The 20,679-nt window shown below is 71.1% G+C and carries 22 protein-coding genes; 2 read left to right on the forward strand and 20 right to left on the reverse strand.

What is annotated here, in order from left to right:
* The first annotated feature begins 19 nt into the window (after positions 1-19).
* Positions 20-649: a murein hydrolase activator EnvC family protein gene (locus ACFULQ_RS24375; RefSeq protein ID WP_383547138.1), complete on the forward strand. Its 630-nt coding sequence runs from the start codon at positions 20-22 to the stop codon at positions 647-649.
* Between the two features lie 79 nt (positions 650-728).
* Here the strand turns inward: ACFULQ_RS24375 and ACFULQ_RS24380 are convergent, their stop codons facing one another.
* From ACFULQ_RS24380 to proS, 18 genes are all read right to left on the reverse strand, one after another.
* Positions 729-1,286, reverse strand: a complete 558-nt coding sequence (locus tag ACFULQ_RS24380) for a TetR/AcrR family transcriptional regulator (protein ID WP_383547166.1) — start codon at positions 1,284-1,286, stop codon at positions 729-731.
* Between the two features lie 105 nt (positions 1,287-1,391).
* Positions 1,392-2,234: an RNA polymerase sigma factor WhiG gene (gene whiG / locus ACFULQ_RS24385; protein WP_123763347.1), complete on the reverse strand. Its 843-nt coding sequence runs from the start codon at positions 2,232-2,234 to the stop codon at positions 1,392-1,394.
* A gap of 243 nt (positions 2,235-2,477) precedes the next feature.
* Positions 2,478-3,623 carry a DNA-processing protein DprA gene (dprA, locus tag ACFULQ_RS24390; RefSeq protein ID WP_383547140.1) on the reverse strand — a complete coding sequence of 382 codons (1,146 nt, stop codon included), beginning with the start codon at positions 3,621-3,623 and terminating at the stop codon, positions 2,478-2,480.
* A complete protein-coding gene (locus ACFULQ_RS24395; protein ID WP_383547142.1) occupies positions 3,620-5,245 on the reverse strand; it encodes a YifB family Mg chelatase-like AAA ATPase in 1,626 nt (541 codons plus the stop codon). The genes dprA and ACFULQ_RS24395 overlap by 4 nt, the downstream gene beginning before the upstream one ends.
* 1 nt (position 5,246) lies before the next feature.
* Positions 5,247-5,609, reverse strand: a complete 363-nt coding sequence (locus tag ACFULQ_RS24400) for a YraN family protein (RefSeq protein WP_383547143.1) — start codon at positions 5,607-5,609, stop codon at positions 5,247-5,249.
* Between the two features lie 117 nt (positions 5,610-5,726).
* Positions 5,727-6,035, reverse strand: coding sequence for a DUF2469 domain-containing protein (locus ACFULQ_RS24405; protein ID WP_123991871.1), 309 nt, complete (start codon positions 6,033-6,035; stop codon positions 5,727-5,729).
* Positions 6,036-6,091: 56 nt separating this feature from the next.
* Positions 6,092-6,568 carry an NUDIX hydrolase gene (locus ACFULQ_RS24410; RefSeq protein WP_383547168.1) on the reverse strand — a complete coding sequence of 159 codons (477 nt, stop codon included), beginning with the start codon at positions 6,566-6,568 and terminating at the stop codon, positions 6,092-6,094.
* 172 nt (positions 6,569-6,740) lie between these two features.
* The gene (gene lepB, locus ACFULQ_RS24415; RefSeq protein WP_383547145.1) at positions 6,741-7,514 is read right to left on the reverse strand and encodes a signal peptidase I; all 774 of its coding nucleotides are present in this window, start codon (positions 7,512-7,514) and stop codon (positions 6,741-6,743) included.
* Between the two features lie 141 nt (positions 7,515-7,655).
* Complete coding sequence (gene lepB, locus ACFULQ_RS24420; protein WP_383547147.1) at positions 7,656-8,639, reverse strand: signal peptidase I; 984 nt, start codon at positions 8,637-8,639, stop codon at positions 7,656-7,658.
* Entirely contained in the window at positions 8,527-9,621 is a 1,095-nt protein-coding gene (gene lepB, locus ACFULQ_RS24425; RefSeq protein WP_383547148.1) for a signal peptidase I, read from the reverse strand. Before lepB (ACFULQ_RS24425) ends, lepB (ACFULQ_RS24420) begins: the two co-directional genes overlap by 113 nt.
* Positions 9,614-10,312 (reverse strand): signal peptidase I, encoded by a 699-nt coding sequence (gene lepB / locus ACFULQ_RS24430; RefSeq protein ID WP_383547150.1) that lies wholly within the window; start codon positions 10,310-10,312, stop codon positions 9,614-9,616. The genes lepB (ACFULQ_RS24425) and lepB (ACFULQ_RS24430) overlap by 8 nt, the downstream gene beginning before the upstream one ends.
* A gap of 45 nt (positions 10,313-10,357) precedes the next feature.
* A complete protein-coding gene (rplS, locus tag ACFULQ_RS24435; RefSeq protein WP_151786088.1) occupies positions 10,358-10,708 on the reverse strand; it encodes a 50S ribosomal protein L19 in 351 nt (116 codons plus the stop codon).
* Positions 10,709-10,841: 133 nt separating this feature from the next.
* Positions 10,842-11,675 (reverse strand): tRNA (guanosine(37)-N1)-methyltransferase TrmD, encoded by an 834-nt coding sequence (gene trmD, locus ACFULQ_RS24440; RefSeq protein ID WP_383547152.1) that lies wholly within the window; start codon positions 11,673-11,675, stop codon positions 10,842-10,844.
* 3 nt (positions 11,676-11,678) lie between these two features.
* Positions 11,679-12,221: a ribosome maturation factor RimM gene (gene rimM / locus ACFULQ_RS24445; RefSeq protein ID WP_383547154.1), complete on the reverse strand. Its 543-nt coding sequence runs from the start codon at positions 12,219-12,221 to the stop codon at positions 11,679-11,681.
* 99 nt (positions 12,222-12,320) lie between these two features.
* On the reverse strand, positions 12,321-12,560 hold the full coding sequence (locus ACFULQ_RS24450) for an RNA-binding protein (RefSeq protein WP_003973401.1): 240 nt from the start codon (positions 12,558-12,560) through the stop codon (positions 12,321-12,323).
* A 2-nt stretch (positions 12,561-12,562) separates the two neighbouring features.
* Positions 12,563-12,982 (reverse strand): 30S ribosomal protein S16, encoded by a 420-nt coding sequence (gene rpsP, locus ACFULQ_RS24455; protein WP_020138753.1) that lies wholly within the window; start codon positions 12,980-12,982, stop codon positions 12,563-12,565.
* A gap of 294 nt (positions 12,983-13,276) precedes the next feature.
* Positions 13,277-13,879 (reverse strand): hypothetical protein, encoded by a 603-nt coding sequence (locus ACFULQ_RS24460; RefSeq protein WP_030611678.1) that lies wholly within the window; start codon positions 13,877-13,879, stop codon positions 13,277-13,279.
* Positions 13,880-14,140: 261 nt separating this feature from the next.
* Positions 14,141-15,556 carry a proline--tRNA ligase gene (gene proS / locus ACFULQ_RS24465; protein WP_383547157.1) on the reverse strand — a complete coding sequence of 472 codons (1,416 nt, stop codon included), beginning with the start codon at positions 15,554-15,556 and terminating at the stop codon, positions 14,141-14,143.
* 200 nt (positions 15,557-15,756) lie between these two features.
* Here proS and ACFULQ_RS24470 point away from each other — a divergent pair, with 200 nt between their 5' ends.
* A complete protein-coding gene (locus ACFULQ_RS24470; RefSeq protein ID WP_383547159.1) occupies positions 15,757-16,614 on the forward strand; it encodes an SAM-dependent methyltransferase in 858 nt (285 codons plus the stop codon).
* 37 nt (positions 16,615-16,651) lie between these two features.
* On the opposite strand, the gene ffh is transcribed toward ACFULQ_RS24470, so the two are convergent.
* Complete coding sequence (ffh, locus tag ACFULQ_RS24475; RefSeq protein WP_383547160.1) at positions 16,652-18,217, reverse strand: signal recognition particle protein; 1,566 nt, start codon at positions 18,215-18,217, stop codon at positions 16,652-16,654.
* 84 nt (positions 18,218-18,301) lie between these two features.
* Positions 18,302-20,679, reverse strand: a 2,378-nt coding sequence (locus ACFULQ_RS24480) for a [protein-PII] uridylyltransferase (protein ID WP_383547162.1), incomplete at its 5' end; no start/stop codon positions are given.

Raw genomic sequence — 20,679 nt, forward strand, 5'->3', positions numbered from 1 at the left:
GGTACGGGACGGTTTCCGCATGCGAGCGAAGCGACATGGGCGATGCGGACGATGGTGGGGCACGTGGCTGGTGCTGGGCTTTCTGCTGTTCCTGACGGCGCCGGTGGCCGCGCCGGAGCGGGTCCCCCTCGCACCGACGGCCACGGACACCTCGGTACCGGCTCTGGCCCGCGCCTGGCCGGTGGGCACACGTCCGGCGGTCCTGCGCGGCTGGGAGCCCCCGGCGACGGTGTACGGCCGCGGCCACCGGGGCGTGGACCTGGCGGCGCCTCCGGGAGCTCCGGTGCGGGCGGTGGCGGCCGGCCGGGTCTCCTTCGCGGGCGGGGTGGCCGGAAAGGGTGTGGTGTCCGTGGAACTGACGGGCACAGACCTTCGAACGACCTACGAACCGGTGACGGCGTCGGTGAAGAAGGGCGAGGAGGTGACGGCGGGCGAGGTGATCGCGACCGTGGCTGCGACGGGCTCCCACTGCACGACCACCTGCGTGCACTGGGGCTTACGGAGAGGCGAGACCTACCTGGACCCGCTGTCCCTGCTCCCGCCGTGGCTACTGCACAGGGGCCCTTCCAGGCTGCTGCCGGTGCTGGGGGTGCCCTTGCCCGCACAGGCTCCGGGCGCGCATCAAGAAGGCTCAGCGGCAGGCAACTGAGGGGCGCGGGACTGCATCCGTTTGCGGCTCCGCCGCGGGGCGCGACCAGCCACGACGGACGCGCACCCGGCAGCCCTCCTCAGCCCCGCACTCCCCGCAGCGCCATCGAGACCGCGGCCTCGGTGATCACCGAAGGCTCCTCCGCCGCCCCCAGCTCGATCCTCCGCACCGCCGCGTCCACAACCCCCTGCACCAGCATCGCCGCGAGCCGCGGCTGCGCATGCCCCATCTCCCCGAGCGCCGAGACGATCATCGCCACCAGCCCCCCGTGCGCCGCCCGGATCTTCTCCCGCGCCCCCGCGTCCAGCTCACTCGCGGAGATGGCGACGACGGCCCGGTGCCGCCGGTCCCCCACCAGCGTCAGCTGCTGCCGCACATACGCCTCGACCTTGCCCTCGGGCGAGGGCGCCCGCTCCATCGCCGCCGAGACCTCCGCGGCCCACACGGGGAAGTCGACCTCGCACAGCTCCTCGACCACGGCGGCCCGCGACCGGAAGTACTCGTACACCGACGACCGCGCGAGCCCGGTCCGCTCGGCGAGGGCCGGGAAGGTCAGCGCTTCCGTCCCGCCCTCGGACAGCAGAGAACGAGCCGCGTCCAGCAGGGCGGCTCGCTGCATCGACCGGTGCTCGGCCACGGAGGCCGCTCGAATCCTTGGCACGTCAACCACTGTACGGACGCGCCACCGCGGACGGGAGTCACTCCACCCCACCGGCTCGCACGGGAAGGCCGTACGGCCAGGTCAGCGACCGAAACTGGCCAGCTTCGCCCGCAGCTGGAGCACGGACTTGGTGTGGATCTGGCTGACCCGGCTCTCGGTCACGCCCAGCACATTGCCGATCTCCGCGAGCGTGAGGCCCTCGTAGTAGTACAGGGTCACCACGGTCTTCTCCCGCTCGGGCAGGGTGTTGATCGCCCGGGCGAGGAACCGCCGGAGCTCCCGGTCCTCGGCGACCTCCACGGGGTTGTCCGCGGCGGTGTCCTCCAGGGTGTCCATGAGGCTCAGCCGGTCGCCGCCCTCGCCCCCGACGTGCAGCAGTTCCTCCAGCGCCACCACGTTGGCCAGCGACAACTGGCTGAAGACCGCGTGCAGATCATCCACCGCGATGCCCAGCTCGCCGGCGACCTCGCCCTCCGTCGGCGTCCGCCGCAGCCGCGCCTCCAGCGTGGCGTAGGCCCGCTCGACGTTGCGCGCCTTCTGCCGCACGGACCGCGGGATCCAGTCCAGCGCCCGCAGCTCGTCGATCATGGCGCCCCGGATCCGGGTGATCGCGTAGGTCTCGAACTTGATCTCGCGGTCGATGTCGAACTTCTCGATCGCGTCGATGAGCCCGAAGACCCCCGAGGACACGAAGTCCGCCTGCTCGACGTTGGGCGGCAGGCCCACGCTCACCCGCCCGGCGACGTACTTCACGAGCGGTGAGTAGTGCAGGATCAGCTGCTCGCGCAGCCGCTCGTCTCCCGACGCCTTGTACGACCGCCACAGCTCGTCGAGTGTCGAGGGAGCGGGCGGCCGCACGCTGCCACCGTCACGGGCGGCTGGGGGGATCGCCGCCCGGTCGGATCCGGAAGTGTGCTGGGGCATTCGTCGCCTTGTGCCGTTCTGCCGTGAAGTACGCGATGTACGTGAAGTGCGTCGGAATCCCCGTGAGCGTAGCGTGACTGAAGTGTCGCAGTGCGCAAACACCATGGCGCACTGACGGCGCGGACGCGTTCCCCGGACCACTCCCCAGAGGGATGATCGTCGCTCTGTGTGATCACCAGAACACCCCAACTGCGGTAATTCCCAAGGTTGTCGGGGTTCCCCCGGACGGCCGAACACGCTCGGTCAGCACGGGCTCCGGCCACCGCGGACCGAGATCATCGCCTGGCGTGTCAACTTCCAGCCGTCGCCGTGTCGTTCGACGTAACCAAGTGCACGGAGTTCGTACAGTCTCGCGATCGCGTCGTCCCGGGTCGTCTGCGCACCCCGGGCGATCTCGTCCACGCCGGCCTCCCGGTGCCCGGGCAGCGCGGACAGCACTCTGCGCGCCGCCGGGGCCAGGAGGTCCCGCGGCAGTACGGGACCACGCCGGTCCGGGGCCAGCTCCCCCATGTCGCCGACCAGCTCCACGACTTCCGCTGCGTCCGTGACCAGCGTGGCGTCCCCGCGCAGCAGTTCGTGCACCCCGGCGGACAGGCTGCTGGTGGCGGGCCCGGGCACCCCCATCGTGTGCCGGCCGAGCCGCTGCGCCGCCCGCGCGGTGACCAGGGAGCCGCTGCGGTGGGCGGCCTCGACGACCACGGTGCCGCGGGTGAGGGCGGCGATCACCCGGTTCCGCAGCACGAATCTGCTGGGCGTCGGATGCTCTCCGGGCGGCAACTCCCCGATCACCAGGCCCTGTTCCGCGATCCTGGTGATCAACTGGGTGTGTCCGCGCGGGTAGGGCCGGTCGACCCCGCAGGCCAGGACGGCCGCGGTGGCGCCGCCCGCACCGAGGGCACCGCGGTGGGCGGCTCCGTCGACTCCGTAGGCGCCGCCGGACACGACCACCCAGCCCCGCTCGGCGAGCCCGGTGCCGAGGGTGGCGGCCATGTGGGCGCCGTACTCGGTACAGGCCCGGGCCCCCACGACGGCGACCGACCTCAGCGCCCACATCCGCAGGCTTGCCCGTCCCCGCACCCACAGGCCGATGGGCCGCGCGTCCCCGAGGTCGTCCAGCTGGCCGGGCCACTCGGCGTCCCCGGGAACGACGAACCGCGCGCCGGCCTCGTACGCCAGCGCGAGATCCCGCTCCGCGTCGGCGACCTTGGCCCGGCCCAGCAACCCGCCCCACCGCTTATCGCTCACCCCGGGCAGCGCCGCCCCACCGCCCCGCAACCGCGAGGCCACCTCACCCACCCCCCACTCCCGGACCCACCGCCCCGCGACCTCGTCCCCCGGCTCGATGGCCCGAGCAAGAAACACCCGCTCGACCAGCTCACGGTCGTTCACGTCAGTGCCCCGATGGCCATGGGCACACCCCGCGGCACTCCGGTGCGCAGTTGCAGGGCCAGGGCGACGTCCGTCGCGTCCGGGCGGTCGTGTCCGACGAGATCCGCGACCGTCCAGGCGACCCGCAGGACGCGGTCGAGCCCCCGGGCGGTCAGGACGCCCCGCTCCAGGTTGCGCTCGGCCTCGTCCATCGCCCCCGACACGGCGTGCCAGCGACTTCGCAGCTCACGCCCGGGCACCTCGCTGTTGGTCCGCCACGGGGTGCCGGCGAAGCGCATCGCCGCCCTCTCCCTGGCAGCCCGCACCCGGTCGGCGACCACCTCGGTCGACTCGCCCCTGGCACCCCGCCCGCCGAGCTGGTCACGCGTGACCCGGTCCACCTGAACCCGCAGGTCGACCCGGTCGAGCAGCGGGCCGGAGAGCCGGGCCTGGTAGCGCCGGATCGCCGAGGGCGGGCACTCGCAGAAGTCGTCGGTCTGCGAGAAACGACCGCAGGGGCACGGGTTGGCCGCGAGCACCATCAGGAATTTCGCGGGGAACCTCACCACACCCGCGCTGCGCGCGATGACCACGTGCCCCGACTCCAGGGGCTGCCGCAGCGCGTCCAGGGCTTGGGTGTTGAACTCGGGCGTCTCGTCGAGGAAGAGCACCCCTCGATGGGAGAGCGAGACGGCGCCCGGGCGGGCGATGCCGGGTCCGCCGCCGACGAGGGCCTGCATGGTGGCGGAGTGGTGCGGGGCGCAGTAGGGGGCCACGTCGATCAGGGGCTTGCCCGGCGGCAGCAGACCCGCCACCGAGTGGACCGCCGTCACTTCGAGGGACTCCTCCCTCGCCAGTCGGGGCAGGACCGCAGGCAGGCGCTCCGCGAGCATCGTCTTGCCGGCGCCCGGCGGTCCCTCCAGGAACAGGTGATGGCCGCCAGCCGCCGCAACCTCCACCGCCGTCCGCGCCGAGATCTGACCGACGACGTCGGCCAGGTCGTGCCCGTGGTCCTGCTGCGCCGCTCCCGCGCTGTGCATCCCGGTGGCGGCTCCGGTGCCCGGCACGCGCAGGCCGGCCAGCAGCGGGTCGGGGCGGCCCGGCTCGTCCGGTTCCTCCTCGGGCACCGGCTCGTCGGCCAGGACCGCGATCAGCTGCCGCAGGCTGCGCACACCGAGGACGGAGACGCCGGGCACCAGCGAAGCCTCGGCGGCGGCGCACTCCGGCACCACGACCTGCACATAGCCGGCGTCCGCCGCCGCGAGCACCGCCGGCAGGATGCCCCGGACGGGACGCACCCGGCCGTCCAGCCCCAGCTCTCCGATCATCACGATGTCGGCGAGCACCCGCGGATCGATCCGCTCGGAGGCGCCCAGCACCGCGCAGGCGACGGCGAGGTCGAACCCCGAACCCGCTTTCGGCACCGATGCCGGACTGAGGCCCACCGTCAGCTTCTTCTGCGGCCACTCACCGCCCGAGTTCACGACGGCCGCCCGCACCCGATCCCGGCTCTCCGTCAAACTCTTGTCCGGCAACCCCACCAACGTGAACGCCGCCACCCCCGGCTCCAGGTCCGCCTGGACCTCGACCACGACCCCCTCGACGCCCACCAGCGCCACCGAGCACGTACGAGCGAACCCCATCTCAGGCCACCCCCCGCGCATGCTCGACCACGGGCGCGCCGCGCTGCGGCAGGACCACGCCCACCAGGTCGATACGAACGCCTCCCGGCGGTGCCCCTCCATGGGCGTGGATCCAGCACGCGGCGAGCCCCCGCAGCCGCTCCGCCTTCTCGGGGGTCACCGCGGCCATGGGGTGCTCGAAGGCCCCCGACCGCCGTGTCTTGACCTCGCAGACGACCAGAACCTCACCGTCCCGCGCCACGATGTCGATCTCACCGGTCCTGCCACAGCGCCAGTTGCGCTCCAGGACCGTCATCCCGGCCTCGGTCAGCCGCCTCGCGGCCAGACTCTCGCCGTACTTGCCGAGTGCACTGCGTGCGTTCATGTCGGCACCACCTCCGGCACCGACGATCACGCAATCGCGCCCACCGAGTTGATCTTGGTGGACTACTCAGCGGTTGTGGAGAACCCCGTCACCCGAACAGGTGACCGCTCCCGAATGTCACCCACCCGGCATCTCCAGGTCGCTCTTGTTCAACTCCTCGATGTTCACGTCCTTGAACGTCAACACCCGGACCTGTTTCACGAAGCGAGCCGGCCGATACATGTCCCACACCCACGCATCCGCCATGGACACCTCGAAGAACACCTCACCCTGGACCGAGTGCACCTGCATCTCGTAGTCGTTGGTCAGGTAGAAGCGTCGCTCGGTCTCGATCACGTATTTGAACAGACCGACGACATCGCGGTACTCCCGGTAGAGCTTCAGCTCCATCTCGGTCTCGTACTTCTCGAGGTCCTCGGCGCTCATGGCATGTTCCCCTTCAGCCGTGCGATCCCACTATTGTGCGCCAGTCCCGTCAGCCTCTAGACGATTTCGGTGTCGAGGGTCACGGGCCCGGCCGGGGGACCTTCGTCGAGCAGCCTGCGCAGCAGCTCGGCGAGTCTGGTCGGATACACCGTCTCATGTGCCCGGGTCAGTTCCTGACACGTCCACCAGCGCGCTCCGGCGACACTGCGCCGCTCCAGCTCGGTGAGGCCTCTCGCCTCGGTGGCCGTCTGGGTCGTACGGGCCAGGTAGTACCACTCGTCCTGGTCCCAGCGACGGCCCGCGAACGGGAACGAGCACATCCGCCGCCAGAGCACCGGCCCGAGCTCCACCTCGGTGATGCCGGTCTCCTCGGCGAGTTCCCTCAGTGCGGCCTCTTCACGGCTCTCGTCGCCCTCCAGTCCACCGCCGGGCGTGAACCACCAGTCGTCGGCCGGGTCGTCCGGTTCGTGTCCGTGCAGCAGCAGAATCCGGTCCTCGGGATCAAGCAGCACCACCCGAGCGACCTTCCGCAGCCCACCCTCGTACGTTCCCTCGACCCCACCCGGGAACCCAGCCGAGGCTCCAGTCGGGGATCCAACCGAGGCTCCAGTCGGGGATCCAGCCGAGAACGCACCCGAGTCTCCCCCAGAGGCCCCACCGGAGGACCCCGCCGACGCCGCACCCGAGGACGCCCCGCCCCCCACCTCAGCCGGCACCCACAGGCTCCGTCCGCACCCGCCGCCGGCTGCCGAAGAACTTGGCGACCGGCCCGTACGCCCCGCCCCCCAGCACCAGCACCGCGCCGACGACGATCAGGGCGAGGATCGTGTTCAGCGGCCCCGGCGTGGAGAGCCCGCCGAGCTTCCCGAAGCCGGTCGGACGCTCCAGCATGCCCTTCCAGGGCCAGACGACGGCGTCCACCCGGGCCTCCACGGCGCTGCGCGCCACCGTGCCCTGGGCGGCGTCGGTGAGGTGCGCGGAGGAGTCCAGGGAGCCCTGGCGCTCGTCACCGAGGAGGAACAGCCGGCCCTCGGGCACCTTCACGGTCGGGATGGCCTTGTCCTCGACCACACCGCCCTTGAGGTACGGCTCGTCGATCTCCTTGCCATTGACCGTCAGCCTGCCGTTCGTGCAGCAGGCGACCGTGTCCCCGCCGACCGCGACGACCCGCTTGACCACGAGGGCACCGGTCACCCACTGCTTGTCGTTGAAGACGACGACGTCACCCCGGCGGATCTCGTCCGCGTCGACGCGCTGTCCGAGCACCCGGTCACCGGCCGCGATCGTGGGCGACATGGAACTGGTGGGCACGGTGAACGGCCGGTACTGCAGCGCTCCCCAGGCGAAACCGCCCAGGAACAGCACGATGCCCAGCGCGACGGCCAGACCGGACAGTCGCTGTCCGGTCCGGCTGCCCACCGGGCTCGTGCTGGTGCCGCCGCTCCGCGGGGCCGTACGTATTGCGCTCTCGCCACCCATGGGTCCGCACCCTACCCGGCGGTACCTGACGGGGTCAGCCCTTCCCGACCGCCCGGGGTCGCAAGCTCCGCAAAGCTTTCACCAGGCCACGACACACCTCAGGTGACAGACCGTGATCAGGGAGCCGGCCGCCCCGAGGCGTCAGCGGACCCGCTCGACCGCCGCCCTCCGACGCCGCCACAGCGCCACCGGCACCACACCCACCAGCGCGACCCCCTGCGGCGCGAACGACAGCGCGGCGGACGCCGACGCCTGGTCGTTGATGCCGGCCTGGTCGAAGGTGTCCGGCTTCGGCAGCGTGCCCCAGCGGTTGATCGGCCAGGCCTTGACGATGGCGCGGCCCACGACGTCGTCGACCGGGACCATGCCGTGGTGCGAGTCCGACTGGTTGTAGCGGGAGTCGCGGGAGTTCTGCCGGTGGTCGCCCATCACCCAGATGTAGCCCTTGGGGACCTTCACGGTGAACTGGCCACCCTGGTCGTCCTGGCTGCACGGGGTGTTGCCGGCGTAGACGTACGACGCCTCGTCCAGCGCCTTGCCGTTGACCTTCAGCGGGCCGGTGCCGGAACAGGAGACCGTGTCGCCGCCGACGCCGATGACGCGCTTGATGAGGTCCTTCTCCTCCGCGGAGGGCATGAGGCCGATCCAGGAGAGGAACGTCTGTACGGCGTTCGGGTCCGCCGTCGGCTCGCCGGCCAGCCAGTTGTCGGGGTCGTGGAAGACGACGACCTCGCCGCGCTCGGGCTCGGAGCCGAACCACGGGGTGAGCTTGTCGACCAGCACACGGTCGCCCTGCTGGAGGGTGTTCTGCATCGAGTCGGAGGGGATCGAGAACGCCTGCACCAGGAACGTCTTGATCAGCAGCGCCAGCACCAGCGCGATGCCGATCAGGATGGGCAGCTCCTTCCAGAAGGAGCGCGGCTTCTTCGCCTTGGGCGCGGATCCGCCCGTCCCACCGCCACCGGTCCCCGGGGGCTCGTCCACCGGCGGGCCCTCGCCGCCCGCGGACGGGTCATTCCCGAAGGTTACGGCGCCCTCCGCGGCCGGGTCGGCTGCTTCCACGGGGCGTCCGCGGTGCTCCTCGCCGTCGTGCCCGGATCGTGCGCCAACCGCCACATCCCCCACGCCAACTCCTCACTCTGTGCCGCCGCCTGCGCCAGGTACGACGCAGGCCCACCACTCCCATAACGAGCGGGAGTTCCGCAGGGCTCGGGAGTTGGATCGCTTCGTTCGGATCCTCGGGAGCAACCCTAAGCGACGCCCGGGAGGCTGAGGTCGCCCCGGACGCCGAGTCGGCAACGGAAGAGTAAGTTTTCGGTTCGTCCAGCATGCTCCAGTGCCCGAAAGGCCACGCGATGACCCTGGCCCGTCCCACCACGGAGTCCAGGGACACGGTGCCGCCGTAGTCGGTGTCCTGGTGCGAGCGGGAGTCCGCGGAGTTGGCGCGGTGGTCGCCCATCACCCACAACCGCCCCTGGGGGACGGTGATGTCGAACGGCTGGGTGGACGGGGCGTTGCCGGGATACAGGTAGTCGGTCTCGCTCAGGGGGACGCCGTTGACGGTCACCCGCCCCTGGGCGTCACAGCACTTGACGCGGTCCCCGCCGACGCCGACGACCCGCTTGATGAGGTCCTTCTCGTTGTCGGACGGCAGCAGGCCGATGAAGGTGAGGCCTTCCTTGACCTGTTTGACGACGACGGGGTCCTTCTTCTTGACCGTCGTCTGCTCGTCCTGCAACCAGCCGCCGGGGTCCTTGAAGACGACGACGTCCCCGCGCTTGGGCTCGGAGCCGAACCACGGGGTGAACTTGTCGACCAGGACGCGGTCGCCGATCCGGATGGTCTGCTCCATCGAGCCGGACGGGATCACGAACGCCTGGACGAGGAAGGTCTTCAGCACCAGGGCTATGAGGACGGCCACGCCGACGAGGAGGGGTATCTCCTTGACCGCGCCGCGCCTTCTGCGCCGCTTGACCTTGCGCTGGAGTTTGCGCCGCTCCGCGCGCGAGCGGCCGCCACCGGGACTGGTGGAGCGCCGCACACCGGTCGGCAGGAGATTGTCCACGGCGGTGCTCGGCACCCCGCGCGGTTTGCCGCGGTTACCCATGCGCACCCTCCACCACGGAAGGCACGCGCGCGTAGGCGGCGGAACGGTGCAGCCGTACGGCGTGAGCGGCCGGCCAGACGATCCAGTCGGCCCGTCCGAGGACATCGGGCACGGGGATCATGCCGCCGCCCGGAGACCCCAGATGGTCCCGGGAGTCGCTGGAAACGCTGCGATGGTCACCGAGGACGAACAGCCTGCCGTCGGGCACCTCGACGTCGAAGGGCACCGAGGACGGAACGTCGCCCGGGTACAGGAAGCCCGACTCGTCGACCGACCGGCCGTTCACCTCGATCCTCCCCTTCTTGTCGCAGCAGACCACATGGTCTCCCCCCACACCCACAACGCGCTTGATGTAGTCCCCGTCCCCGAAATACCCCGATCCGTCGAACACCACCACATCGCCGCGCCGCGGCTCGGCACCGAAACGGTACGCCAACCTATTTACGAGAACGCGGTCCCCGATCCTCAATCCGTTTTCCATGGATCCGCTAGGAATCTGGAAAGGTCTGACCACGAACGTACTGATCAGCAAAAGAAAGACCAGGCAGAGCAGCAGGCTCAGGGAGATCCGGCCGCCGGGCACCCACTCCGTGATCCTCGCCACCAACGCGAAACGCGACCGTCCCTCCGCGGCCCCTGGTGCGGGACGGGAGGAGCGGTCGCGCTCCGTCGGCTGTGCTTCGGTGTCCATCGGGGCCAGATGCTATCCGGCCCCGCTGTGACCTCCGAGAAGCGCTCAGTTCTCGCGCTTCTCCTTGATCTTCGCGGCCTTGCCGCGCAGCTCGCGCAGGTAGTACAGCTTGGCGCGACGCACGTCACCGCGGGTCACGAGCTCGATCTTCTCGACGATCGGGGTGTGCACCGGGAAGGTGCGCTCGACGCCGACGGAGAACGAGACCTTGCGGACCGTGAAGGTCTCGCGGACACCGGCGCCCTGGCGACGGATGACCACGCCCTTGAACTGCTGCACACGGGAGCGGTTGCCCTCGATGACGCGCACGTGGACGTTGACGGTGTCACCCGGGCGGAAGGCCGGGACGTCGCTGCGCAGCGACGCGGCGTCGACGGAGTCGAGCAGGTGAGACATTTCGTCTGCTTTCTTCGCCCATGCCACAGGTCATCGGCGGTAGCTAGTGTTTCGGGAGGATGCCGTACGGGTCGGGGCGGGCGTCGTGTCCCCCTGTGGCAGGGGCGCACGCCGGACGACGCACAACAGCGACCTATTGTTCCATGCCTTCCGGCCTGCGCCAAAATCGGCCGTACGGCTCCCCCGCCGGGTCCGGTGCCCAGCCCAGGATGGAGAGCATCTCGCGGTCCTTCTTGTCGAAGACCTTGGGGTCGCAGCGCTCGATGAGGTCGGGCCGGTGGGCCGTCGTACGCCTGAGGGCCTCGTCGCGGCGCCAGCGGGCGATCTTGCCGTGATGCCCGCTGAGCAGCACGTCCGGGATGCCGCGGCCGCGCCACTCGGGCGGCTTGGTGTAGACGGGCCCCTCCAGGAGGTTGGCCATGGCGCCGGGCGCGAAGGAGTCGTCGCGGTGCGACTCGGCGTTGCCGAGGACACCGGGCAGCAGCCGTGCCACGGCCTCCGTGATCACCAGTACGGCCGCTTCGCCGCCGGCGAGGACGTAGTCGCCGATGGACACCTCGTAGACCGGCATCCTGGTGGCGTACTCGTCGATCACCCGGCGGTCGATGCCCTCGTAGCGCGCGGGCGTGAAGATCAGCCAGGGGCGCTCGGAGAGCTCGACGGCGAGTTCCTGGGTGAAGGGGCGGCCGCTCGGGGTGGGCACGATGAGGGCGGGCCCGTGGGAGCCCGTCTCGTAGCCGTCCGCCAGCGCGGAGTCCAGCGCGTCACCCCAGGGCCCCGTCTTCATGACCATGCCCGGACCGCCGCCGTACGGGGTGTCGTCGACGGTGTTGTGACGGTCGTAGGTCCACGCGCGCAGGTCGTGCACCTGAACCTGGAGCTGCCCACGCGCGCGTGCCTTGCCGACCAGGGAGACGTTCAGCGGTTCGAGGTACTCGGGGAAGATCGTGACGACGTCGAGGCGCATCGCTTACGACTCTTCCCGCGACGAGGCGATCTCCGCCTGATCGTCGATCAGCCCGGGCGGCGGTGTGATGACCGCCTTCTGCTCCTCCAGGTCGATCTCGGCGACGATCTCCTCGACGAACGGGATCATCACCTCGCTGCCGTCGGGCCGCTCCACGATGAAGAGGTCCTGGGAGGGCAGGTGCGAGATCTCGGTGATGCGGCCGACCTCGACGCCGTCCGCGGTGACCACGTCGAGATCCATGAGCTGGTGGTCGTAGTACTCGTCCTCCTCCTCGGGCAGCTCGTCGGGGTCGACCTCGGCGATCAGGAGGGTGTTGCGCAGTGCCTCGGCGGCGGTGCGGTCCTTGACGCCCTCGAAGCGCAGGAGGAGGCGGCCGCTGTGGACGCGGCCGGTCTCGATGGTGAGGGGTCCCGTGGCGGCGGGATCGGTGGCGAGTACGGCACCGGGAGCGAGCCTGAGTTCCGGCTCGTCCGTACGTACCTCGACGGTGACCTCGCCCTTGATGCCGTGGGCGCGGCCGATCCGTGCGACTACCAGCTGCACTGTGCTTGCTCTCCTGTCCTACGGCTACGGGCCGTCATACGACTACGGGCCGGGGACGGCCCGATGGCCCTCCCCGGCCCGAGCCGGTGCTGCGTTGCGTCAGCGGACGTGGTCCACGTCGACGAGGTCGACGCGGACACCGCGGCCGCCGATGGCGCCCACGACGGTACGCAGGGCGCGTGCGGTGCGGCCGTTGCGACCGATCACCTTGCCGAGGTCGTCGGGGTGGACCCGGACCTCCAGCACGCGTCCGCGGCGCAGGTTGCGCGAGGCGACCTGCACATCGTCAGGGTTGTCGACGATGCCCTTCACGAGGTGCTCGAGAGCCTCCTCGAGCATGCTCAGGCCTCGGTCGACTCGGACTCGGCGGCAGCCTCGTCCTTCTTCTCAGCCTTCTTCTTCTGGGTGATGGCCTCACCCTTGCCCTCGTCGTCGCCACCGAGGGCGTCGAAGACCGGGCGAGCGGCCTTCGGCTCGGCCACGAGGAGCGGAGCCGGAGCCGGCAGGCCCTTGAACTTCTGCCAGTCGCCGGTCAGCTTGAGGATGGCGAGAACCGGCTCGGTCGGCTGCGCGCCGACACCCAGCCAGTACTGCGCACGCTCGGTGTCGACCTCGATGCGCGAGGGGTTCTGCACCGGGTGGTACAGACCGATCTCCTCGATCGCACGGCCGTCACGACGGGTGCGGGAGTCGGCGACGACGATGCGGTAGTGAGGCGAACGGATCTTGCCCAGACGCTTCAGCTTGATCTTGACTGCCACGGGAGTGGGTTCTCCTGGTTTTGACGTGGTTGGGCACGGCGAGATTGCCGCGTGGGGTTGCGGTACCCGAGTGCCCGATGGACGCGTCAGCCGGAGGCGAGAGGGTTCCTGTGCGGCTGTCGAGTACAGCTAGCCATTGTGCCACACCCCGCGGCGCGCTTCCGACCGGGACCGAGGCGGGGGCTTCGGGGCATGGCGAAGCAGCACCTGGTGATCCAGGTGCCGTGAGGGTGGGTGCGGCGCCCCGCACCCACCCTGTGCCCGACCGACAGCCACGAGTTGCCGGTAGGGCGGTCAGCTCGCCGCCGCGCCCACGACCTCGGGGATCCGGAACGGCTTCCCGCAGCCCCCGCAGACGATCGGCGCCTGGGCCAGGACGGACGGGACGACCCGCACATTGCGACCGCAGTCGCAGACCGCCTTGACCCGGACCCCGCCCCCGGAGGACCCGTGCCGGGCCGCCGGACCCCGGAAGGAGCGGGCGGTGTCGGCGGAGGTCGCCGCGGTGTGGGCCTTGAGCGCGCGCTGGAGCCGCTCGATGGTCGGGCGGTACCGGCGCTTCGCCTCGGGGGTGAGCGTGACCAGCGAGAAGCCGCTGCTGGGATGCGGCTCCTCGGGGTGGTCCAGGCCCATCTCCTCGGCGATCGCGAGGAATCTGCGGTTGTGGTAGCGGCCGGCGCGCGAGGTGTCGCGAATGCCTCGCGCGGCGGCGATGCCGTGGACTGCCTCGTGAAGCAGTCGCTCGAAGGAGAGCTCGTGACCGCAGGCGGACGACGACTCCCCGATCAGTGACTCTGGCGCGGCAAGGTCGGGCAGCTCGGGGTGGTACCGCTGAATGTCGGCCCACGCCTCTGCCAGCTCTGCGGCGAGAACAGGTGGTGTCTGTGTCGTGCTCACGTAATGACAACGAGCCAGAGTGCCGCTGTGTTCCTATTCCGGGGCATCCCAAATAATTTGCACGTACCCGTCAGTTGCCGCTGATGCGTGGAGACGAGGGCGGGTGCGCTGATCTGCGGAGAAGCCTCACAGCTCATACCAAGCCGGTACGTAGTGTGAGGTACGCCCCGGCGCGTAGATCGCGTCCACGCGCCGGGGCGGTTGTGATCCGCGGGTGCGCAAGAGGCGTTTCGGTCGCTCTCGCGCCGGAAGGGCTCTGCCTCAGTAAGCGCGTGCGACCACTGCGACGTTACCGGGGGCGTCGTCGGTTCCCGGCACCGACCCGTCCTCCGCGACCAGACACCGTACGGTGACCGCGTGCTCGGCCAGCCTGGCCTCGCCCTCTTCACCGAGGACGGCCCACGGGATCCGCGCCCAGCCTCCGCCGACAGCGGCCTCGACCGCCTCGTCGAAGGTCGACACCTCGGTCGTACGGGACTCGCGGCGCTCCCGGGACTGGGCCAGCAGCAGCGCCTGGTCCTCCTCCAGGAACCCGGGAAGCAGTGCCGCCAGGGAATCCAGCGCCACGGCCTCCTTGCCGCCCGGAATACGGCGGGCCACCATCGCGGTGCCGTTCTCCAGGTCACGGGGGCCGACCTCGACGCGGACCGGCACGCCCTTGAGCTCCCAGTCGACCGCGCGGCGGCCGAAGGGGGTGTCGGTGCGGTCGTCGACGTGGACGCGCAGGCCCGCCGCCTTCAGCCGGTCGCCGAGCTCGCGGACCTTGGCCAGAACCGGTTCGTCCCCCTTGATCGCGAGCACGACGACCTGGGTCTGCGCGAGCCGGGGCGGCACGCGCAGGCCGTGGTCGTCGCCGTGCATCATCACCAGGGCGCCGATCATGCGGGTGGTGGAGCCCCAGGAGGTCTGCCAGACGAGTTCCTGGGTGCCGTCCTTCGACAGGTAGGAGGTGTTGAAGGCCTTGGCGAAGTTCTGGCCCAGCTCATGGCTGGTGGCCATCTGGAGGGCCTTGCCGTCGCCCATCATCCCTTCGAGCGTGAGGGTGTTGATGGCTCCGGCGAACCGCTCCTTGACGGTCTTGCGGCCGGGGACGACGTCCATCGCGAGGACGTTCGTCATGAAGTCCTCGTAGACCTGGCGGTGGATGTGCGAGGCGAACGCGCGCGCGTCCTGTTCGGTGGCGTGCGCGGTGTGGCCCTCCTGCCACAGGAACTCCGACGTCCGCAGGAAGAGCCGGGGCCGCAGCTCCCAACGCACCACGTTGGCCCACTGGTTGATCAGCAGCGGCAGGTCGCGGTAGCTCTGCACCCACTTCGAGAAGTAGTCGTTGATGATCATCTCGGAGGTGGGGCGGACGACCGCGGGCTCCTCCAGCTCCTTGCCGCCGCCGTGGGTGACGACCGCGAGCTCGGGCGCGAAGCCCTCGACGTGATCGGCCTCGCGGGTGAGGTAGGACTGCGGGATCAGCAGCGGGAAGTACGCGTTCTGGGTGCCCGTCTCCTTGATCCGGGCGTCCATCTCGGCCTGCATCCGCTCCCACAGCCCGTACCCGTACGGTCGGATGACCATCGTGCCGCGCACCGGACCGTTGTCGGCCAGTTCGGCCTTGGTGATCAGATCCTGGTACCAGCGCGGGAAGTCGTCCGCCCGGGGTGTGAGAACAGGTGCCTTTGCCATGGCGCGATGCTACGGGCCCACGTTGCCGTCATGTGAATTCTTTTCCCCGGCACATGCCAACCGGCAAGCAGGGCCCTTCACCCTCTGGACGAGCCGTCGAGTGCGGAGTTACCTGGCATACGGGGGAAGTGCGAGCGCACGTCACGGGGGCTACGGAATCGGGCACAAAGTCAACTCTCGGCGGATTGGGGCGCTTATCCATGACACCTACGCTCGTGCGGCAGCACCTGTCCTCAGCGGGAGAGACCTCCCGTGCGGACCTCGGTGCACGCGCGCGTGACTGGTCCGAGATCCAGGAGCGGATGCTGGTTCCGCTGTACGAGGCCGTCTACGAGCGACTGGAAGTGGGCCCCGCGACGCGGCTGTTGGGCCTCGGCTGCGGCAGCGGACTCGCCCTGCTGATGGCCGCCTCCAGAGGCGCCGCGGTCACCGGTGTCGAGCCCGCCTCCCCCGAGCGCCTGGCCCTCGCGCGCGAGCGGCTGCAACCGGAGGCCTGGGGCACGCGGGCACGCGGACGCACCCGGCTCGCCGAGGGGACGCCCGAGGACGTCGCCGACGCCGACGCGCCGCCGTACACCGTCGTGACCGCCTTCGAGCCGATCGGCTGTCTCGCGGGCGACTCGGAGGGGCTCGGGGACCTGCTCGCGGCGGCGACTCCGCTCGCCGCGCGGGGGGCGCCCGTGGTGCTCGCCGGCTGGGGGCCGCCGGAGCGGTGTGCCACGTCGTCCGTGCTGCGGGTGGCCACCAAGCTGGCGGATCCGCTGCGCGGCGCGGGCCGTTGGCGCCCGGCCCTGCGCGACGACCTGGAGGAGGTCGCCGAGGGGGCCGGCCTCAGGCCCGACGGCTCGGGCCGGGTGGCCTGCCCCTTCGGGTACGCCGATGTCGACAGCGCCCTCAAGGGCCTGCTGTCGACCGGGCTGTTCGACGCGGCCATCGCGGCGACCGACCGGGCTCAGGTGGACAAGGAGGTGACGGAGGCACTCCATGCCCACCGGCGCCGGGACGGCACGGTATGGATGCCGAACGTCTTCCGCTACCTGATCGCGCGGGTTCCCTGAGTCCCCTCAGGTCTCCAGCCGGCGGGCTCGCTGAGTGTCAGCCCATGAACTTCTTGAACTCGTCCGGCAGTTCGAAGTCCTGCCCGCCCTGCTGACCCGGCAGCCCGAAGGCACCGCCGGGCGCGGCACCGCCCTGGGCCCCCGCGGCCCGGCGCGCGGCCTCCTCGGCCTCCTGCTGCTTGCGCTTCATCGGGTTGCCGGAGCGCTGCTTGCCCTTGGCCTTCTTCGGCTGCTTCTTGGCGCGGCCGGGGCCGCCGCCCATGCCCGGGATCCCCGGCATGCCCGGCATCCCGCCGCCCTGGGCCATGCGGGACATCATCTTGCGGGCCTCGAAGAACCGCTCGACGAGGTTCTTGACCGCGCTGACCTCGACACCGGAGCCCTTGGCGATACGGGCGCGGCGCGAGCCGTTGATGATGGTCGGCTCCTGGCGCTCGGCCGGGGTCATCGACTTGATGATCGCGGCGGTGCGGTCGACGTCCCGCTCGTCCAGGTTGTTGATCTGGTCCTTGATCTGGCCCATGCCCGGGAGCATGCCGAGCAGCTTGGAGATGCTGCCCATCTTGCGGACCTGCTCCATCTGGGCCAGGAAGTCGTCCAGGGTGAAGTCCTGGCCCTTCTTGGACGCCAGCTTGGAGGCCATCTTCTCGGCCTCTTCCTGACTGAACGTCTTCTCCGCCTGCTCGATCAGGGTGAGCAGGTCACCCATGTCGAGGATGCGGGAGGCCATCCGGTCGGGGTGGAAGGCGTCGAAGTCCTCCAGCTTCTCGCCGTTGGAGGCGAACATGATCGGCTTGCCGGTGATCTGCCGGATCGACAGGGCCGCGCCACCGCGGGCGTCACCGTCGAGCTTGGAGAGCACCACGCCGTCGAAGCCGACGCCGTCGCGGAAGGCCTCGGCGGTGTTGACCGCGTCCTGACCGATCATCGCGTCGACGACGAAGAGGATCTCGTCCGGGCTGACGGCGTCGCGGATGTCCGCGGCCTGCTGCATCAGCTCGGCGTCGATACCGAGGCGGCCGGCGGTGTCCACGATCACGATGTCGTGGACCTTCGCCTTGGCGTGCTCGATCGAGTCCTTGGCGACCTTGACCGGGTCACCCACGCCGTTGCCCGGCTCCGGGGCGTAGACCGCGACCCCGGCGCGCTCGGCGACGACACTCAGCTGGTTGACGGCGTTGGGGCGCTGGAGGTCGGCGGCGACCAGCAGCGGCGAGTGGCCCTGCTCCTTCAGCCAGTGGCCGAGCTTGCCCGCGAGGGTGGTCTTACCGGCACCCTGGAGACCCGCCAGCATGATCACGGTGGGCGGGTTCTTGGCGAAGCGCAGGCGCCGGGTCTCGCCGCCGAGGATCGTGACGAGTTCCTCGTTGACGATCTTCAGGACCTGCTGGGCGGGGTTCAGCGCCCGGGAGACGTCGGCGCCGAGGGCACGCTCCTTGACGTTCTTGATGAACGTCCGCACGACCGGCAGGGCCACGTCCGCTTCCAGCAGCGCGATCCGGATCTCGCGCGCGGTGGCGTCGATGTCCGCCTCGGAGAGCCGTCCCTTGCCGCGCAGGTTCTTGAAAGTCGCTGAGAGGCGATCGGAAAGAGTATCGAACACGGCGCTCGCGGTCCTCGGGGTCGGTGGCAGCTGGGAATCGCCCTCCAGGGTATCCCGGCGACACAGTCCGCCGGGATCCCCCGGTCAGCCCCGCAGGGTCTCCTCCAGCTTCCGGGCCACGGAGGCCGCCTCACCGGCCGCCAGCGGGACGCCCTTGGCGTCGGTGACGTAGAAGGCGTCCACCGCGTTGGCGCCCAGCGTCGACACGTGCGCGCTGCGCATCCGCACCCCGGCGTCCTCCAGCGCCCGCCCGATGCGGAACAGCAGTCCCGGGGCGTCCTGGGCGCGGACCTCGATCACCGTGGCGTGCCGGGAGGCCGCCGACGCGACCGCCACGCGCGCGGGGGGCGCGACGACACCCCGGCGCCTGGGATACGCGGCGTCCCGCTCGGCGAGCCGCGCGGCGACGTCCAGCGAGCCGTCCAGGGCCCGTACGAGGTCGGCGCGCAGCCGGGCCGCCTGCGGCAGCGAGCCGTACTGGGCGGCGACCCGCCAGTTCAGCAGCAGCACCGAGCCCTCGACGCCGTCGGGCAGGTCCAGGGCGCGCAGTTCGGCGGTGCGGACGGTCAGGCGGTGCACGGCCAGCACGCCGGCGACCGCGGGCAGCACGCCCGGCTGGTCCGGTACGGCGATCACCAGCTCCACGCCGAGCGGTTCGGGGTCCCCGGACGGCTGGTCCTCCGCATGGACCGGCGGTTCGGTCTGCGCGCGCAGCGACAGCACCGGCCCGCCGGTCGCGACGGCCTCGATGGCGAGCCGCTCCTGCTCGGCGGTGGGCGCGGCGGCCTCGGGCTCCTCGGGGGCGTCCCCCGAGAGCACCGCGGCGACCCGCTTGACCAGGTCGGCGACGAGCGAGCCCCGCCAGGACGACCAGGCGGCCGGACCGGTGGCCAGCGCGTCCGCCTCGGTCAGCGCGTGCAGCAGCTCAAGGGTGCCCTGCGACCCGACCGCCTCGGCGACGGAGCGCACGGTGGCCGGGTCCTCCAGGTCACGCCGGGTGGCGGTGTCCACGAGCAGCAGGTGGTGCCGTACGAGCGTCGCGAGTACGGCGACGTCGTCGCGGTCGAAGCCGATCCGCGCGGCGACATCGCGCGCGATGATCTCGCCGGCCACGGAGTGGTCGCCGGGCCAGCCCTTGCCGATGTCGTGCAGCAGCGCGGCGACCAGCAGCAGGTCGGGGCGGTGGACGCGGCGGGTGAACTCGGAGGCGCGCACGGCCGTCTCGATGAGGTGGCGGTCGACGGTCCAGATGTGCACGGCGTTGCGCTGGGGGCGGCAGCGGACCCGCTCCCAGTCGGGCAGCATGCGGGTGATCAGGCCCTCGGCCTCCAGCGCCTCCCAGACCTCGATGGTGGGCTGCCCCGAGCCGAGCAGGGTCACGAGCTGCTCGCGCGCCTCGGCGGGCCACGGCGTGGGCAGCGGGCGGACACCGGCCGCCATGCGCCGTACGGCGTGCAGGGAGAGCGGGAGCCCGGCCTGGGCGGCGGCGGCCGCGGCCCGCAGCGGCAGCACGGGGTCGCGGTCGGGGCGGGCGGCCCGCGCGAGCACGACCTCGCCGTCCTGCTCGACGACCCCCTCGGCGAGCGGTGACCGCTCGGCGACCGGCTTGCCGCCGCCGAGCATGGCCCGCAGCCGCGGTCGTACGGCACGCGACCTGAGCACGCGTCCGACCTCGCGCCAGGTGACGTCACTGGCGTAGGAGATGACCCGCGCGGCCTCGTAGACCTGGCGCAGGAGTGTGTCGGCGTCCAGGAGACCGAGTTCGGCGGCGACCTGGTCCTGTTCCTGGAGCGCGAGCCGGTCGGTGGCCCGGCCGGTCGCCAGGTGCAGGGCGTCCCGGACGTCGAGCAGCCGGCGCCGGGCGTCGTCGAGGCCCTCGCGCGGGGCGTCGGCCAGCCAGGAGGCGGCGACGGCGCGCAGGGCGGTGGCGTCGCGGAGTCCACCGCGGGCCTCTTTGAGGTCGGGTTCGAGCAGGTACTGGAGCTCGCCCTGGCGCTCGGCACGCTCGGCGCACATCTCCTGAAGCTCGGGGAGGCGCTTGGGCGCCTGGTTGCGCCAGTCGGCGAGGACGGTCGTACGCAGTCCCGCTGTCAGCCCCAGATCGCCGGCGATGTGACGGGCGTCCAGGAGACCGAGTTGGACTTTCAGATCCTCGGCGGCGGTCTTGCGGGCCTCCGCCGGTGTGCGCACCGAGTGGTCGAGGGCCAGGCCCAGGTCCCACACCGGGTACCAGATGCGGTCGGCCAGCGCGGCGACCGCGTCCGAGGCGCTGCCGTCGTGCAGCAGGACCAGGTCCAGGTCGCTGCGCGGGGACAACTCGCCGCGGCCGTAGCCGCCGACGGCGATCAGGGAGACCCCGCGCGGCTGCTCGGAGCCCGCGGAGAAGAGTCCCGCGAGCCAGTCGTCGGTCAGTTCGGCGAGGGCGGAACGGCGCGGCGGCCCGGACCGCGCCCCCTCCTGGA

Origin of the sequence: Streptomyces sp. NPDC057253, assembly GCF_042669125.1 — a bacterium.
Taxonomy (GTDB): domain Bacteria; phylum Actinomycetota; class Actinomycetes; order Streptomycetales; family Streptomycetaceae; genus Streptomyces.

Bases quoted from the DNA above. Each gene is read 5' to 3' on its own strand.
- ACFULQ_RS24375 (WP_383547138.1), top strand. From the start codon at position 20: ATGCGAGCGAAGCGACATGGGCGATGCGGACGATGGTGGGGCACGTGG.
- whiG (WP_123763347.1), bottom strand. From the start codon at position 2,234: ATGCCCCAGCACACTTCCGGATCCGACCGGGCGGCGATCCCCCCAGCC.
- ACFULQ_RS24395 (WP_383547142.1), bottom strand. From the start codon at position 5,245: ATGGGGTTCGCTCGTACGTGCTCGGTGGCGCTGGTGGGCGTCGAGGGG.
- ACFULQ_RS24400 (WP_383547143.1), bottom strand. From the start codon at position 5,609: ATGAACGCACGCAGTGCACTCGGCAAGTACGGCGAGAGTCTGGCCGCG.
- ACFULQ_RS24405 (WP_123991871.1), bottom strand. From the start codon at position 6,035: ATGAGCGCCGAGGACCTCGAGAAGTACGAGACCGAGATGGAGCTGAAG.
- lepB (WP_383547145.1), bottom strand. From the start codon at position 7,514: ATGGGTGGCGAGAGCGCAATACGTACGGCCCCGCGGAGCGGCGGCACC.
- lepB (WP_383547148.1), bottom strand. From the start codon at position 9,621: ATGGGTAACCGCGGCAAACCGCGCGGGGTGCCGAGCACCGCCGTGGAC.
- lepB (WP_383547150.1), bottom strand. From the start codon at position 10,312: ATGGACACCGAAGCACAGCCGACGGAGCGCGACCGCTCCTCCCGTCCC.
- rplS (WP_151786088.1), bottom strand. From the start codon at position 10,708: ATGTCTCACCTGCTCGACTCCGTCGACGCCGCGTCGCTGCGCAGCGAC.
- trmD (WP_383547152.1), bottom strand. From the start codon at position 11,675: ATGCGCCTCGACGTCGTCACGATCTTCCCCGAGTACCTCGAACCGCTG.
- ACFULQ_RS24450 (WP_003973401.1), bottom strand. From the start codon at position 12,560: ATGCTCGAGGAGGCTCTCGAGCACCTCGTGAAGGGCATCGTCGACAAC.
- proS (WP_383547157.1), bottom strand. From the start codon at position 15,556: ATGGCAAAGGCACCTGTTCTCACACCCCGGGCGGACGACTTCCCGCGC.
- ACFULQ_RS24470 (WP_383547159.1), top strand. From the start codon at position 15,757: ATGACACCTACGCTCGTGCGGCAGCACCTGTCCTCAGCGGGAGAGACC.